Raw genomic sequence first — 15,624 nt, forward strand, 5'->3', positions numbered from 1 at the left:
AGGAGGACACTCCTCAGTGGGCTTTCGTCTGCTCCGGAAAGAGGGACTGCAGCCCGGCTTCGGATGCATCACAGCGGCCGCGTTCGGTGATGAGACCCGTCACGAGGCGTGCGGGCGTTACGTCGAAGGCAGGGTTGGCCGCCGGGCTGTTGAGCGGTGCGATCCGGACGCGGCCGGCTTCCCCGTTGCTGTCCAGTCCCGTCATGAACAGGACTTCATCCGCGCTGCGCTCCTCGATCGGGATGTCCTTCACGCCGTCGCGCACGCGCCAGTCGATCGTCGAGGACGGCAGCGCCACCCAGAACGGGACATTGTTGTCATGGGCGGCCAGCGCCTTGAGGTACGTGCCGATCTTGTTGGCGACATCGCCCTGAGCGGTCACACGGTCCGTGCCAACGATGACCATGTCCACACGACCGGCCTGCATGTAATGCCCGCCAGCATTGTCAGCGATCACGGTATGCGGGACGCCGTGGCTGCCGAGTTCCCATGCGGTCAGGAGGCTGCCCTGATTGCGCGGGCGGGTCTCGTCCACCCAGACATGCACGGGGATACCCTCGTCATGCGCCATGTAAATCGGGGCGAGGGCCGTGCCCCAGTCCACGGTCGCGATCCAGCCGGCATTGCAGTGCGTCAGCAGGTTCACCTGTCCCTGTTTGCCCTTGCGCTCCCAGATTTCGCGGATCAGCTCCAACCCATGGCGGCCGATGGCCTCATTGACCTGCACGTCCTCATCGCAGATCGCATCGGCTTCGGCATAACCCGCCGCAACGCGCTCCGTCGGCGGGACGGCTTTGAGGCGCGCAACCATCCGCTCGATGGCCCAGCGCAGGTTGATGGCCGTCGGGCGCGTGGCCACCAGAAAGGCTGCGGCCTTCTCCAGAGCCTCGTCCGAGGCATCGTCCTGAAGCGCAAAGACCAGCCCATAGGCCGCAACCGCCCCGATCAGGGGCGCACCACGCACCTGCATGCTGGTGATGGCGTCAGCGACGGCGCCCACATCCCGAAGCTCCAGGATCTCCACGTTCCAGGGAAAGCGGGTCTGGTCGAAAATCCGGATGCTGTTCGCATCGTCGGAAGGGCGCCAGAGACTGCGATAGGAAATGCCGTTGATTTTCAAGGGAACGCTCCTTGCGGACGGAAAAGGAGGGTGGGTCGCTGACCGGCCCGCAGGAACAGGGGCACGTGCGGCCCGCGACATGCTGGACCAGAGGTTCCTGCATGTGCGTGATCCGCCGCCCTAACTCAAGTCCCTTCGCGTGAAACTTTCACGCGCGGGAGGGTCAGAGAACCCTGTCGAGAATAGCCCTGGCGCTGTCTTCCCAGGGAACGGGCCGGAATTCGGCCCGGACCTTGGCCGTCCACGCCGCCAGCCCCTCGCGATCCTCGATCGTCTCGCGGATCACCGTATAGGCCTCATCAAGGCTGTAGGGGCTGAAATATCGCCCGAGCGGCCCGCCGGCCTCGGGAATGGAGGTCGTGTTGGACACCACGCACGGGCGCCCCATGGAGAGGCTCTCCGTCACGGGCAGGCCCCAGCCTTCAAAGAAGGATGGGAAAACGGTGAAGCTGCAATCTGCATAAAGGCGGCGAAGCTCCTCGTCCGTGGGGTTCTGGATGAAACGGATTTTGCCGTTCAGCCAGTCCGTGTTTTCAAGCTGCTGCATGAAATCGGAAACGAGCCAGCCCTCCCTTCCGGCAAAGACAAGGGTTGGCACCCTGTCCGCAGGCATGTCTTCCAGCATCTGACGCCAGACACGGAAGAGGAGGGGGTGGTTTTTGCGGGCTTCGATGGTGGAGACGAACAGGACGTAAGGCTCACGCACCAGCGGCTCGGCAGTCATGGACGCATCGGAGAGGCCAAACCCGGTTCCCAGGGGAATGGGATGGACAGGAATATCCGTGCCGATATTCAGTTCCGCGAGATAGGCCTGTACATCCTTTGCCGTGGCATAGCTGTTGGCGAAGATCATGTCGGCCAGCGGCAGGATGTCCTGATGCCACGACCGGAAGGTCAGGATGACCCCGCGATCACACCATTCCGGGCATCGGATGGGAACCAGGTCGTGCATCAGAAGTGCGAAGGACATGCGTAGCTCATCACGCACCCACCGGACGGTATGGATGTAACTCTGGTGATGCCAGGGAGCACCAAGGGTCAGGAAAACATCTCCGGGACGGGCGACATCTGCGAGGTGTGTGCCTTCTGAAAAGACTATCTGTTCCGATTTGGGGCGGCGCTCGTCCATGCGCGTCCTGATGGCCTTCAGACCCAGTTGCGCGAAGGTGCGTGGCAGCCCGGCAAGACTTTTCAGAATCCGGCTTTCCGTTCGGAAGAAAGCGGGAAGCAGGTCTTCCGGCGCGACCTCTTCAAGCGCCTGAACTGTCAGGGGCGGCGCATTGACCGAGGACGAACCGGGTTTGATGCTGCTGTTGGTAGCCTCGCGGAACACGGTTTCGACCATGGTCCAGTCAACGGTTCTGAAATCACGGGCATCGGTGGCACCAGGGCCACGGCGCACGAACTGGACGTTATGGCCGGCGAGGTTGCGCAGGGCCGATCCGATTTCGAATACGACGCGCTGGATGCCGCTTGGCCGGCTGTGATGCAGCAGGTGATGCAGCAGATCGTCGATGTCGATCCACAGGGTCATGATGTCTGTCCGTTCATACGGCCCATCAGATGGGCGGAATGGCAGGCGTCGAGGACCGCATCCGCGCTGCGTTCCCAGGGGACGGGCTGGAACTGCTCGCGGACCTCGTCCTGCCATTTTTTCAGGCCGGGCCTGTCCTCGATTGTCTCCCGGACAACACGATAGGCTTCGTCGAGGTCTTCGGGATTGAAGTATCGTGTCAGCGGACCACCGGCTTCGGGGAGGGAGGTCGTGTTCGACGCGATGCAGGGGCGTCCGTTGACGAGGCTCTCGGTCACGGGCAACCCCCAGCCTTCATAAAGGGATGGGAAGATCGTGAACATGCAGCCATCGTACAGATGGGCCAGCTCCTCATCCGACGGGTCACGGAGAAGACGGATTTTCCCCCGCAGCCACTCGGTATTTTCAAGCTGCTGCATGAGGTCGGAGATGAGCCATCCGACCCGGCCCGCAAAGACGAGGGTCGGGACCTGATCCCGCGGCAGGTCCGTCACGAGACGGCGCCAGATGCGGAATGCCAGCAGGTGGTTTTTGCGCGCCTCAAGGGTGGACACGAACAGCACATAGCTGCCCTTCGCGGGAAGGCCCCTGGGACGTTCGTTTTCGATCCTGCGGGGCGGCCCGAAGCCGCTGCCGATCGGGATGGTCTGTACGGGCGCCAGCAGTTTCAGGCGCTGTTTGCGGGCATAATCCTCTACGGTCTCGGCCGTGGCGTGGCTGATGGCCAGAAGGCGCCCGCACTGGGGAAGAGTGGTGTCGAGCCAGTGGCGGAAATCCCGGATCAGGGAAATCGCGCACCATTCCGGCCGGACAGCGGGAATGAGATCGTAAAGCAGCAGGACAGGCTGGATGCCGTAGGTCCTGCGCATCCGGGCCAGGCGTTCGCCGAAATCGGGCTCCGACCATGCGGCACCGAGGATCAGGAAAATGTCACCGGGTTTTGGAACGTCGCCCGAGGTGGCTGAGGACGTGGTTGGGGACAGGGGGGCCTGCGCTGTGTGGCGCGACGGGCTGGCCCGCTGGAACTTCGTGCGGGCGTAACGGCGTAAAAGCTGCAGGGCCCTGAGCTGATTGACGGCGAGGTTCAGGAGCGGACGTGCCAGTTCGGGCGGCAGGCTCTCAATGCGGCGGATAATGGCATGACGCAGACGGCGCATCAGGGAGTGGGACGGCGCGTGGGCAGCGCTGCGCCCCTCTGTGTGAGTGGGCGTTGCTTCGTCGGTATGGGTGGAAAAAAGCGAGTTCAGCGCGTCAAAGGAAACGGGAGAAAGGAGAGGGCCTGTCTCGGGGATGGCGCCTGTGTTCCGACGGGTGAGTACGATACGGCCGATATCCGGTTTCGCGGCAGCCTGCTGGCGGATGACACTGAGTATTTCGAACACAAGACGCTGGATGCCGCTGGGGCGGGTGTTGTTTTCGAAATACCGGAAGATATCTTCGACATCGATCCAGATGGTGTACTCTTTGGTCATGTGTCCGAACTGGCTTCGCTATTGCCGACGAAATCGTCGGTCTTTCAAATATCGCTAACGCGGTGTTGTAGAATAATCATTGCCTTGGGGGCAAGGGGTGGCCATAACGTCGCAGGGCAGTGAGTATTTTCCTTGAATATTCTGGATGATACATTTCAACAAACTTGCGACATGTTTCCGACATAGTTTAATTTTTCTGAAAATACATTTAGGCTCCCTGAGCGTTTTTTGAAGTATTCGGCTGCAAAAGCTCTTTAGGGCAAAGGGGCAGGAGCTGATTTTCCGCGGTTCCGTAACCATGGTCCCGTGAGTCCCCGCATTTTGTCCCTCGGGAACGTGATCGTCCCCTAAGCAGGCTCGTTTTTTGTTTAACCGTTCCTTAAGACGGTTAGAAAAAGAAACGGATGTTTGCTGATGATTGCTGCCTCGTGAAAGCTGCCACAAAGAGACGCATCAGTGCGTTCGCAGTCTATTTCGCACTTTCTGCCTTACTGCTCGTCAAAGGGTTTTCCCTGCGTCACCATCTGATTGGTGTGGGGGGCGACGTGGAGTCCTTTGCCTGGATGCTTTACTGGTGGCCCTGGGCCATCGGGCACGGCATCAATCCCTTTGTGACGGATCTGGCGTGGAATGGCCTGGGCTATAACCTGACCTGGGCAACCGCACTGCCGACGTTCGGGCTTCTCCTTGCGCCCCTGACGTGGCTGGGGGGGGCGGTTCTGACAACCAATCTTGTGATCGTACTGGCCCCCGCCTGTGCGGCTTTTGCGGCATTCTTGTTGCTGCAGTCCGTGACCGGACGCTGGGTTCCGGCGTTTCTGGGCGGGTTGGTTTTCGGGTTTTCGCCGTATGAGATGGGGCAGTCGCTTGGTCATCTCAATCTGACGAGCATCGCTCTGGTGCCGGTCTGCCTGCTTTTGTGCAAAGCGTATCTCGACCGGACGATCACAAATCCCCGCTTTATTGCGGCGCTGTCGATGATTGCACTGCTCCAGCTCGGCATCTCCACGGAGGTCCTGTTTACTTCCGCCGTGATGGGGATTGTGACCTGGTGCGTGTTTGTGGCGACTGCACCGTGCAAGGCACGACACCTTTATTTTCTGCTGGCACGTGATGTTGTGCTGGCCGGGATTGTAACGATTATTCTTGCATCGCCGTTTTTATTCTATCTGGTCAAGGGCATGAAGGTTGTGCCGGGGCAGCTGAATGATCCGGATGTCTATTCTGCTGACATTCTCAATTTTCTGGTTCCCACGCCGGTGACGCTTCCCTGTGGGGCGCTGTTCAGTTCGATATCCGATCAGTTCACGGGGAATATCAGTGAGCAGGATGCTTACATCGGGCTGCCGTTTTTTCTTCTGGCCGTCTATTTTTCAACCATCGCATTCCGGAGTTCGCTGCTGGTGAAGCGGTGTGTGCTGGTATTCTGGATTTCCGTTCTTTTCTCGCTGGGCGGTGTTCTCCATGCCGGGAAGAACGTCGCCCATGTCCCCCTGCCATGGCATCTCGTGGACCGTCTGCCGGTTGTGAGTTCGGTTCTTCCCGTCAGATTTGCGATGTTTACCAGTCTGGCTCTGGCTGTCCTGTGTGCGGTGTGTCTCGCGCAACGTCCGACAGTAGGTCGCTATGGCGTTGTTCTATGCGGGCTCCTGTTCCTGTTTCCCGCTCCGGCGGCGCAGGGGTGGGAAGCGACGACGTTCAGTCCGTTTTTCACCGAGGGCAGTATAAAGCGTCATTTCGGCAACGATCCTGTCCTGGTGGTACTGCCGTTCGGTTATCTGGGCCATTCCATGGCGTGGCAGCTCCAGTCCGGCTACGCCTTCCGGCAGACGGGCGGATATCTCGGCTATACTCCGACCAGTGAGCATAACGATGCTGTTCTTTCAGCTTTTCTGAATAATGCCATACCGCCGCATTTCGATGAGCAGCTGGGTTTTTACTGCGTCGATCATCACGCGACGGCTATTGTCATCGGCCCCAGGACGAAGGACATATTGAGGCAGGCGATCCTCGAGACACACTGGCCGGCTGAACGGGATGGAGACATGATCATCGTGCGGGTCCCGCCGCGTGAGACGCTGCCGCTCTTTCACATTTCGGGAGACTACTGGCCCAGTCCCGCTGAAGTGAACTGGATGGGACAGCAGATCGTGGTCGAGACGGGTGTTGTGCCTGCGCGGCTCGAAATTGGCCGGCCTTATGCCGTTTCTTCGCCCGGAGTGTCGGTCTCTACAGGCAATATTGTACGACATATTGGCTTTCAGCCTGGAGAGAAGACGGTGATCGATCTTCCAGCCAATAGCAGGACGATCATCCGGGCGGATAAGGTGTTCGTTCCCGCAAAAGAGGGGATCAATACGGATCAGCGGGCCCTTTCTCTCCTGATTGGTCGGCGCTGATGCTGCATGGGGGAAGGGATTTTTCGGTGCTTCTACGGATGATGGATATAAGAATTGAATTCTGTATTTCCATGATGATTTCTGAACCATGGAAGTCTGTCGGTGGATTTTGAATAAGGTGGGATGATTTCGTGGGGGGGATGACCGTTCGGCAGTGTGTGATTGTTCTTGAAGATGACGTATCGGGTTCTTTGCCAGTAGAAAGCGCGCGTCCCAAGGCACTTGCTCCATGTGGTGACAGGCCGTTTCTGGCCTGGGTGATGCGGGAAATGCAGCGCTTCGGGGTTGAGGAATTTGTTGTTCTGGTGCCTTCCTGCTCTGCGCACCTTGAAGATGCGATCGAACAGATCCGTTCCTTTTTACCAAAGCCGTCTGAAATTATTCTGAGTACCTGTCCTGTTTCTTCGGGGACGGGGGGTGCCCTTCTGTATTCGAGGTCCTTGCTTCAGGAGTGTTTTTTTCTCTGTCACGGAGAAGCAATGTTTTCGGGCAATCTTTCGCGTTTTCTGCAACAGGCGCGAGAAGGGAACTCTGTTCTGGTCAGGTCTGTCGACGGCTTGAGCCGGTACGGCAATGTTCGCCTGCAGCCTGATGGCGAATATGTGGAAGATTTATATTTTGAGCCTGATCGCTCCAGGACGGCGGGATTTGCCAGCAGCGGCGTTTATATTTTTGATCATTCTGTTTTCGATCATCTGACTGAAAACTCTTCTCTGGAAAAGGATGTTCTTCCGGCCCTCGCGCGAAACCGTAGCCTGAAAGCTGTGCCGCTTTCGGGAGCGTTCTGGGATATCGGGAAGATGGCCGACCATGAAATCCAGGCTCTGGATTTGTCTGGGAGCCTGCTTCGGCCGGCAGTGTTTCTCGACCGGGATGGTGTCATCAATCGCGATCATGGCTGGGTCGGAACGCGTGAGCGGTTTGAATGGGAAAGCAATGTCCGCGAAACTATCGCCCGTATTGCGGATCGTGGATATCATATCTTTATCGTCACGAATCAGTCCGGGATTGCGCGCGGTTTTTATTCCGAGCGCGATCTTGAGCATCTCATGGACTGGGTGATCGACAGTATCCGGGAATACGGTGGAAATGTTGATGACTGGCGATACTGTCCCATGCATCCCGAGGCGGTTATCGATAAATACCGGGGGACGAGTATGGATCGCAAACCCGGACCAGGGATGCTTCTCGACTTGATGAAGCGGTGGGAACTACGTCCTTCCTGCTGCCTCATGTTCGGCGACCAGCCTTCCGATATGGCTGCCGCTCGCGCGGCGGGTGTGGAAGGCGTTACCGTGGGGCCTGCGTCGCTCGCAGAACTGATCGCTTCAAGGGAGGGGTTTTGATCCCTCCATCCCCTTGAGGATCAGGTCGCCGTCTTTCGCATGCAGTCTTCATAGACATCACGCAGGGTGTCTTCCCATGCGATCTGTCGTCTCCATCCCAGGGTCGAGGTGATGAGTGTCGCATCGCCTCGGGCAACCGGGATATCCGAGGGGCGCAACCTGTCAGGATCTGTGACGACTTCGGCGTTGATGCCGCTGATGGTCAGAAGATCGTCCAGAATGGAGCGAATGGAACGCGTCTCACCAGAGCACACATTCAAGATCGTGCCCGGCGTCAGCGGCTTCTTCGTTGTGAGGACATCAAGATAGGCGTCGCACACATCGCGGACATCGAGAAAGTCGCGCTGGGCGTCCAGATTGCCGACGCTGATTTCCGGCTTCTGCAGCCCTTTCGCGATGCGCGCGATCTGGGATGCAAAGGCTGGAACCACGAAATCGGGAGACTGGCCGGGGCCAGTATGGTTGAACGGACGCATCCGGATGACCAGCAGGCCCTCTCTGGCCATTGCGCCCAGGGCCAGATCGGCAGCAGCCTTGGTCGCGGCATACGTATTGCCCGGGGCAAGGGGAGCATCCTCGGTCAGGGCCGTCCCGCGCTGGAACGTAGTGCCATAAGCTTCTGCCGTGGAGGCGAAGAGGAAGGTGCTGTGTGGAACATGGCGCAGCATGGCGCGTGCAACATTGAGCGTTCCGTGCAGATTGACGTCCCAGGCCTGGTCCGGAGATTTCCGGGCAGCACCAATGGTCGAAACGGCGGCGAGATGGACGCAGTGATCCGGTTTTTCGGCAGCGATAACCTTCTCAACAGCCTGCGCATCCCGGATATCCGGGATGGCAGGTAAAATCTCGCTGCCGGGGAAGCGTTTGCGCACCTGGTGTTGCAGGTGCTGCCCGACAAAACCTCTCAGCCCCGTTATGAGAAGGCGCATACGACCGTCCGCTTAAAGGCCGTTGCGTTTGCGGTGGCGGGCCAGATCAGCTTCCACCATCTCGGTGATCATCTCTTCCAGCGTGGTTTCCGGCTCCCAGCCGAGAGCTTTTTTCGCTTTGCTGGCATCGCCCAGAAGGACTTCGACTTCTGCCGGCCGCAGGAAGGCCGGGTTGGTGACAACGTGATCTTCGTAATTCAGGCCAACCGAAGAGAAGGCGATGCGGCACAGGTCGCGGATGCTTGTCGTGCGCCCTGTTGCGATGACGTAGTCGTCCGGAACTTCCTGCTGGAGCATCAGGTACATGGCACGGACATAATCCCGCGCATGTCCCCAGTCACGGGTGGCATCCAGATTACCCAGGGCCAGTTCTTTTGCCAGGCCGAGCTTGATGCGAGCGACGCCATCCGTAACCTTGCGGGTTACGAATTCGATGCCCCGCAGCGGGCTTTCATGATTGAACAGGATGCCGGAGGAGGCATGCATCCCGAAGCTCTCGCGGTAATTTACGGTCATCCAGTGCGCGTAAAGCTTGGCGGCGGCATAGGGAGAGCGCGGATAGAACGGCGTTTTTTCGTTCTGCACCGGCTCCTGGATCAGGCCATACATTTCGGAGGAAGAGGCCTGATAGAAACGGGCATCACTTTTGACGATGCGGGCCGCTTCCAGCATGTTGACGGCCCCCATCCCGGTTACATTTCCGGTCAGCAGGGGCTGCTGCCAGGATGCAGCGACGAAGCTCTGGGCGGCAAGGTTGTAGATCTCGTCGGGTTTGACGGCTTCCACAATACGAATGAGCGAGGACAGGTCGGTCATATTGCCGTCGAGCAGTTCGACATCATCAAGAATGCCGAGCCAGCGGAGACGCTCGCCGATGACATCCGCGGAAGCTGAACGGCGCAGGAGGCCTACGACCCGGTAGCCTTTTCCAAGCAGAAGCTGACTGAGATAGGCGCCGTCCTGGCCAGTGATTCCTGTAATGAGAGCTGTAGGCATGCTTTTCCCAGTCCGGCTTGATGACAGTCTGTGCCCACCATACGGGCTCATAGGGTTTCAGGGGTTAATCTTCCGTATCACAGTGGTCAATGTCTGAGTGGGGTCCTGCCGGGACACTCGGGACCGTAAATAGGGAATGTCTTGCGCAAATCACGAAGAGGTGTCTGTGGGACGGAAATATGCTCACACTGTCGCAGGTATGGGAGGCGCCAGGACCCTCTCGACAGCTCAGAAGTGTTCCGGTTACAATCTGTAGCAAAATATCTGAATGGAAAGATGATGGCATCTTACAGGAAACCTGAGAGGTCTTCGTTTCATATTCCTGCGGCGCCACAGGATGGCCGGTCTTCTGCAGGAGAGGGCAAGCCAGCGCTGTCGGCTGTTGAAAAGTATCGTCTGCTGCGTGAGACACGGCGTGTGCTCAGGCGCGAGCGTCTCGCCGGAGAGCGGAAAGCCGGCCTGCGTTAAGAGGCGGGCGCCGAAGGGCTGCTGTTCTGGCCGGATATGACGGGAGTATCGGTCATTCCGGGATAGGCTGACAGGTTGGCGAGGGGGGCAGGACGCCCCATCAGGAAGCCCTGTGCCGTGCTGCAGGAGGTGTGCCGCAGCATGTCGAGCTGGGCTGCGGTTTCAACGCCTTCGGCAATGACTTCCATCGACATGGCGTGACCCAGTGTCATGATGGCGCTGACGATGCTCTGGGCCTGCGGGTCGTTCAGCATGTCCCGGATGAATGAGCGGTCGATCTTGATCCTGTCGAAAGGGAAACTGCGCAGATAATTGAGGCTTGAAAACCCGATACCGAAATCGTCCATGACGATTTTGACGCCGAGAGCGCGGATTTTGCTCATGGTTTCCAGATTGCGCTGCACGGCCTCGAGAAAGATGCTTTCCGTCAGTTCGAGTTCGAGGCGCTCTGCCGCCAGTCCTGTCTGGAACAGGGTCTGGATTACGGCAGCGTACATGTCATCGTGAAGGAACTGGACGGCGGAAATATTGACGGCAACTCTGACATGCGAAGGCAGTCTGCTGACTTGGGCGCAGGCTTCGAGCAGGACCCAGCGGCCGATCGAGACGATGAGGCCGCTCTCTTCCGCTATGGGGATGAACTCGTTGGGAGAAATGACCCCTCTTGTGGGGTGCTGCCAGCGCAGGAGCGCTTCAACGCATTCGATCCGGTTCGTCCTGAGGCAGATCAGGGGCTGGAATTCCAGAAAAAACTGGTTTGTCTCAAGTGCCCGCTGCAGATCGTGTTCCAGCTCCGAGCGATGATGGACATCGGCCTGCATGAGGGGGGTGAAACTGATCCAGTCCGGCGACTGAAGGCGGCGTGCCTCGTTCAGGGCCAACTCAGCGTAGTGGCAGGCAGTTTCGAAACGGTAAGTGTCGAACGGGATGAGGCAGCAGCCGATGCTGGCCGTCAGATGGATCCTGTGCCCGTCTATCGAGAGGGTGGTGTGGAAAATATCCCGGACGATCTGGGCCCAGCGCGTCGCCTGGCCCGGATGTTCGTAGGGGAATGGGCAGAAAATGCCGAAATCGTCGCCGCCCAAGCGTGCGACGATGCACTCTTCGGTCAGAAAGGCCCGAAGACGTTGCCCGATTTCGCTGAGAACGTTATCGGCGATACGGGTGCCATAACGCTCGTTAATGGTGCGGAAACGATTGATGTTGGCGTGCAGCAGGATCCCGGCGGGCTGCCGCGTTGTTCCGTTGCCGAGAAACGCGCTTACGGCCTTCCCGAACTCTTCCTGACCGCATAATCCCGTGCCACTCTCCGGAGACAGGCTGCGGGATGCGGACAGGCAGGGGGGAAACGTGATGGCCAGGGCCAGGCAGTCCAGGTCATTGCGCCGAAGGGGCGTCAGCCGGAATTCGACCTGAAAGCTCCGTCCTTCCAGTGTTCGGAGGACACCGGGATGGTAACTGTTGTCCGGTGGGGTTTTCAGGGCTCCGGGAAGGATATCGCGGATGGAGGGAAAGTTCTGGAGATCGGTTCCGACGCAGGAGAGAAGGGGTCTGTTGGCCTCGATGATCCGGCCCTGATAGAGGATGGCCAGTCCTTCGCTGGAGGCGTCGGCGAGATGATGGATGGGAAACAGCGCCGTGATGTTTTCCCGTGATGTGCTGCCCAGTGCCTTTCCCCGGGGCGCAGTCTTCGGGAAGGTGACGTCCACACGATGTGGAGCTCCTTCCTGGCTGATCCTCTGGGAAATATGCACAATCATTTCTGTTCCTCTGTCTCTCCAGAAGATGGCCCGGCTTCTGTTAAGAAACTGGAAATGTCAGACAGTCATGAACTGCTCAAACTGAAACAAAATGTTTCTGAACGAGGAACCGGCCATCATGCAGCACCCCGTCCTGACCATTCTGCCGCCGCGGGAGCGTTATGAGGCGGGGCATGCGGGGGCGATTTCCCTTCTTGTCAGCCGGGAAGCGCGGTTTTCGGATGTTGTGGCAGGGATGGGGCAGATCGGTACGCCTCTGCCTGGCGGGCAGTACAGGCCGTTAATCCTGCCCCGGGTTCCGCTCTCACGGAAGTGGCGTCTGCGTCTCGCCTGTGTGGCGATGATGCGGTTTTGTCGCCCTGCTTTGACGGAAATTCACAATCGGCCCGATCTGGCGCGCTTTCTGGCCCGGTTCGGGCCCGTCAGGCTGATTCTGCATAACGATCCCTGCACCATGCGCGGTGCGCGTTCCGTCCGGCAGAGGGAAGATCTTGCCCGGCATGTTCTGGTCTGTGGCGTTTCGAAGTGGGTGACCGGGCGTTTTTGTGAAGGATGCGGGCCGATCCGGACGGAGGTGCAGCCCAACTGTATCGACCTGTCCGTATTGCCGACGGCCGCTCTGCGGCAGAAAGTGGTGCTGTTCGCGGGACGGGTTGTGGCGGACAAGGGGGTGGATGCGTTTGTCCGCGCCTGGGGGGCGATCCGGGCGCAGTATCCGGGATGGCGGGCTGTCATCATGGGGGCGGACCGCTTTGGACCCGACTCACCGGAAACGCCTTTTCTGGAAAAGCTGCGGCCTCAGGCTGCCGCCGCAGGGGTCATGATGACGGGGTACCGGCCTCATGATGATGTACTGGAGGCGATGTCCGGGGCGGCTGTCGTGGTAGTACCCAGTCGCTGGGAAGAGCCTTTTGGCATGACTGCGCTGGAGGCCATGGGATGTGGCGCGGCGGTTGTCGCGTCACCCGTGGGGGCGCTGCCTGATCTGGTGGGAGATGCGGCTTTGCTCGCAGCGCCGGACGAAGCCGGGGCGCTGGAACAGGCTCTGAGCTGTCTGATGGACGACGAGGATCTCAGAGCCCGGTTGGGAGAACAAGGGCGCGAACGGGCAGCGCTGTTCGATGTTGCGGCTGCCCGTGTCCGGCAGGAAGAACTGCGGCAGGCGGCGATTGCATTCGCGCGCCGCCCACAGCAGCTTTGAGATCAGTCCCGTGCCGGGGGCGCCATGAAGGTCGGGTCGATGGGATTGGGGACATGCCGGGCCAGAATGTCGTCCACGGCTTTCTTTTCCTCGTCGGTCAGGGACCAGCCGAAGACGTCCTTTACGCCTGAGACCTGTCCCGGCTTGCGGGCGCCCCACAGGGCGATGACCGGGCCCTGGTCGAGAACCCAGCGAACGGCGAAGGCCATCACCGACTTGCCGCGCTTTTCGGCAAGCTTTTCGAACTCGTCCACGGCGGCGAGGTACTTCTCGAAATTCGGCTTCTGGAACTTCGGATCGTTCGAGCGCAGGTCGTCCTTCGGGAAGGTCGTGTCGCGGTTCATCTTGCCTGTCAGCAGGCCGCGACAGAGGGCCCCGTAAGCGAGAACGACGGCATTGTGCTTTTCGGCGTAGGGCAGGATGTCCTTCTCGATGGTGCGTTCGAAAAGGTTCAGCGGGGGCTGGATCGTGGCGAGCGGGGCAACTTCGCGGAAGATGTCCATCTGTTCCGGCGAGAAGTTGCTCACGCCGAGCGCGCGAATCTTGCCTTCCTGATGGAGCTTCTGAAGCTCGCGGGCGCTCTCGTCGATCGGGGTTTTGTCGTCGGGCCAGTGGATCTGTTCGAGATCGATCGTCTCAACGCGCAGACGGCGCAGCGAGTCTTCGACTTCCTTGCGGATGCGGGCCGGGCGGGAATCCCGGAAGACCTTCATGTTCTTTTCGTCTTCGCCAACCCAGTGCAGGCCGAGCTTGGTCGCGACATGCGCCTTGTTGGGCTTTTCGGCCAGGGCCCGACCGACGATTTCCTCGGAATGGCCGAAGCCGTAGACCGGGGCGGTGTCGATCAGGTTGATGCCTTCGTCGAGGGCCGCGTGGATGGTGCGGACGCCATTGTCATCGTCGGGGCCGCCCCACATCCAGCCGCCGATGGCCCAGGTGCCGAGAGCGACGCGGGAGAGAGGCGTGTCGATGCCGGGGATGCGGATGGTGTCGGATGCCATGAGTGTCTCCACTTGAAATGGACGGTAACGAAAAAGCGCTTCGGACTGTAAGTGGTTGCATGGCAGCGGGAAACCTTCCATCCACGCCAGATGCGTTTCTCTCCTTCTGTCCTGACCCGGATCGGCCGCTGGGCTGCTGTGGTCCTGCCTCTGGCCCTGACGCATGTGCGCGTGGCAGGTGAGGCCGATCTTGATCTTCTGGCCGTGCTGCTTCTGCTGCATTCGGCTTTGACCGGGCGGCGGCAGGGCGGATGGGACTGGTTCCGGGAGCCTTGGGTTATCGCCACGTTCTGCTGGTGGGGCTGGCAGGTTCTGTGCACGCTGTGGGTGGCGCCGGGGCATGGGGCGCTGGTTCAGTCCCTGCTGGCGATCCGTTTTCCACTCGCGGCCGCCGCTTTGGGCTGCTGGCTTCTGAAGGATGCGGTCTGGCGCCGTCGCGTGCTGTGGCTGACCTGTGCGTGCGGGGTCTATATTGCATTGCAGATGCTGATCCAGGCCGTGTTCGGGCGCAATCTGTTCGGGATTCCACGCTTTCATGACGGAACGCTGACGGGGCCGTATGCGCATCCGCGGGCCGCAGCACCTCTGTCCCGGCTGATTTTGCCGCTGCTGATGGTCGGGTGTGCGGCGGCGGAAGGCGCACGCAGCCGTCTGGTGCGGACGCTGGGGCTGTGCGCAGCTACGGTTCTGGCGGTCGGGATCATGGTTCTGGCCGGGCAGCGGATGCCGCTTGCATTGTCCCTGCTGGGGATTGGCGTGTGCGCGCTGCTCTATCGGCCGATGCGTCCGGCGGCGCTGGCGGCGGGGGCGATGCTGCCGGTTCTGGTGCTGGTGGCGCGGGTGTTCTCGCCGGGCAGCTTCTTTCATCTCGTAACCCTGGCGCGGCAGCAGCTGACACATTTCGGCCAGTCGCCCTATGGGGAAATCTATACCCATGCGATCGTGATGGCGCAGGCGCATCCGTGGATCGGGCAGGGCTATGACGCCTACCGGCATTACTGTGCCGCGCCATCCACGTTTCATGGGATCGCCGGCCTGTCTGATGCCATTCCGGAACAGGGATGGCTGTCCCTCTGTGTGCAGCATCCGCACAACCATTACCTTCAGGCGCTGGTCAATGCCGGAATGCCGGGCCTTATCCTGTTCGTACTGATGATTGCGACCTGGCTGAAGGCGATCTGGCCGGGGCGGAATGGCGCGGCCATTTCAATCGGCCTGTTTGCGGCAGTGTTCATTCAGGAATGGCCGATCGCATCCTCGTCGGACTTCCTGAACCTGCCCCTGAGCGGTTGGGGCTTCCTGCTTCTGGGGCTGGCGCTGGCCTATCGGACATTCCGGGGTGGGGACGGGTTTCAAGCGGGCAGGGACCGGCCTATATCGTAAGGCAGATTACGGAGG

Annotated in this window: 11 protein-coding genes; 4 read left to right on the forward strand and 7 right to left on the reverse strand. The window is 59.9% G+C overall.

What is annotated here, in order from left to right; all coding sequences use genetic code 11:
• Nucleotides 1-13 precede the first annotated feature (13 nt).
• From mtnA to GLS_RS08720, 3 genes are all read right to left on the reverse strand, one after another.
• Nucleotides 14-1,120, reverse strand: coding sequence for an S-methyl-5-thioribose-1-phosphate isomerase (gene mtnA, locus GLS_RS08710; protein WP_041111927.1), 1,107 nt, complete (start codon nucleotides 1,118-1,120; stop codon nucleotides 14-16).
• A 163-nt stretch (nucleotides 1,121-1,283) separates the two neighbouring features.
• Entirely contained in the window at nucleotides 1,284-2,654 is a 1,371-nt protein-coding gene (locus GLS_RS08715) for a glycosyltransferase family 4 protein (RefSeq protein ID WP_041111928.1), read from the reverse strand.
• Nucleotides 2,651-4,126, reverse strand: a complete 1,476-nt coding sequence (locus GLS_RS08720; RefSeq protein ID WP_041111929.1) for a glycosyltransferase family 4 protein — start codon at nucleotides 4,124-4,126, stop codon at nucleotides 2,651-2,653. The genes GLS_RS08715 and GLS_RS08720 overlap by 4 nt, the downstream gene beginning before the upstream one ends.
• 404 nt (nucleotides 4,127-4,530) lie before the next feature.
• On the opposite strand from GLS_RS08720, the gene GLS_RS08725 reads away from it, so the two are divergent.
• On the forward strand, nucleotides 4,531-6,525 hold the full coding sequence (locus GLS_RS08725) for a hypothetical protein (RefSeq protein ID WP_041111930.1): 1,995 nt from the start codon (nucleotides 4,531-4,533) through the stop codon (nucleotides 6,523-6,525).
• Nucleotides 6,526-6,665: 140 nt separating this feature from the next.
• Complete coding sequence (locus GLS_RS13165) at nucleotides 6,666-7,871, forward strand: HAD-IIIA family hydrolase (RefSeq protein ID WP_080691942.1); 1,206 nt, start codon at nucleotides 6,666-6,668, stop codon at nucleotides 7,869-7,871.
• 20 nt (nucleotides 7,872-7,891) lie between these two features.
• Here GLS_RS13165 and GLS_RS08735 read toward each other — a convergent pair whose 3' ends face one another.
• The 3 genes from GLS_RS08735 to GLS_RS08745 form a co-directional block, all read right to left on the reverse strand.
• A complete protein-coding gene (locus GLS_RS08735; protein WP_041111931.1) occupies nucleotides 7,892-8,800 on the reverse strand; it encodes a GDP-mannose 4,6-dehydratase in 909 nt (302 codons plus the stop codon).
• A gap of 12 nt (nucleotides 8,801-8,812) precedes the next feature.
• Nucleotides 8,813-9,796 carry a GDP-mannose 4,6-dehydratase gene (gene gmd, locus GLS_RS08740; RefSeq protein ID WP_041111932.1) on the reverse strand — a complete coding sequence of 328 codons (984 nt, stop codon included), beginning with the start codon at nucleotides 9,794-9,796 and terminating at the stop codon, nucleotides 8,813-8,815.
• 464 nt (nucleotides 9,797-10,260) lie between these two features.
• Entirely contained in the window at nucleotides 10,261-12,024 is a 1,764-nt protein-coding gene (locus tag GLS_RS08745; protein ID WP_052327541.1) for a putative bifunctional diguanylate cyclase/phosphodiesterase, read from the reverse strand.
• A 118-nt stretch (nucleotides 12,025-12,142) separates the two neighbouring features.
• On the opposite strand from GLS_RS08745, the gene GLS_RS08750 reads away from it, so the two are divergent.
• The gene (locus GLS_RS08750; RefSeq protein WP_041112809.1) at nucleotides 12,143-13,225 is read left to right on the forward strand and encodes a glycosyltransferase family 4 protein; all 1,083 of its coding nucleotides are present in this window, start codon (nucleotides 12,143-12,145) and stop codon (nucleotides 13,223-13,225) included.
• 2 nt (nucleotides 13,226-13,227) lie between these two features.
• Here the strand turns inward: GLS_RS08750 and GLS_RS08755 are convergent, their stop codons facing one another.
• Nucleotides 13,228-14,226, reverse strand: coding sequence for an aldo/keto reductase (locus tag GLS_RS08755; RefSeq protein ID WP_041111933.1), 999 nt, complete (start codon nucleotides 14,224-14,226; stop codon nucleotides 13,228-13,230).
• A gap of 51 nt (nucleotides 14,227-14,277) precedes the next feature.
• Between GLS_RS08755 and GLS_RS08760 the strand changes: the two genes are divergently transcribed.
• Nucleotides 14,278-15,609: an O-antigen ligase family protein gene (locus tag GLS_RS08760; RefSeq protein WP_226986556.1), complete on the forward strand. Its 1,332-nt coding sequence runs from the start codon at nucleotides 14,278-14,280 to the stop codon at nucleotides 15,607-15,609.
• Nucleotides 15,610-15,624 lie beyond the last annotated feature (15 nt).

This window comes from Gluconobacter oxydans DSM 3504 (assembly GCF_000583855.1).
Lineage (GTDB): Bacteria > Pseudomonadota > Alphaproteobacteria > Acetobacterales > Acetobacteraceae > Gluconobacter > Gluconobacter oxydans.

What these genes read in the sequence shown, in the direction of transcription:
- GLS_RS08715 (WP_041111928.1), bottom strand. Translation starts at nt 2,654, where the DNA reads ATGACCCTGTGGATCGACATCGACGATCTGCTGCATCACCTGCTGCAT.
- GLS_RS08720 (WP_041111929.1), bottom strand. Translation starts at nt 4,126, where the DNA reads ATGACCAAAGAGTACACCATCTGGATCGATGTCGAAGATATCTTCCGG.
- GLS_RS08755 (WP_041111933.1), bottom strand. Translation starts at nt 14,226, where the DNA reads ATGGCATCCGACACCATCCGCATCCCCGGCATCGACACGCCTCTCTCC.
- GLS_RS08735 (WP_041111931.1), bottom strand. Translation starts at nt 8,800, where the DNA reads ATGCGCCTTCTCATAACGGGGCTGAGAGGTTTTGTCGGGCAGCACCTG.
- GLS_RS13165 (WP_080691942.1), top strand. Translation starts at nt 6,666, where the DNA reads ATGACCGTTCGGCAGTGTGTGATTGTTCTTGAAGATGACGTATCGGGT.
- gmd (WP_041111932.1), bottom strand. Translation starts at nt 9,796, where the DNA reads ATGCCTACAGCTCTCATTACAGGAATCACTGGCCAGGACGGCGCCTAT.
- GLS_RS08745 (WP_052327541.1), bottom strand. Translation starts at nt 12,024, where the DNA reads ATGATTGTGCATATTTCCCAGAGGATCAGCCAGGAAGGAGCTCCACAT.
- GLS_RS08750 (WP_041112809.1), top strand. Translation starts at nt 12,143, where the DNA reads ATGCAGCACCCCGTCCTGACCATTCTGCCGCCGCGGGAGCGTTATGAG.
- GLS_RS08725 (WP_041111930.1), top strand. Translation starts at nt 4,531, where the DNA reads ATGTTTGCTGATGATTGCTGCCTCGTGAAAGCTGCCACAAAGAGACGC.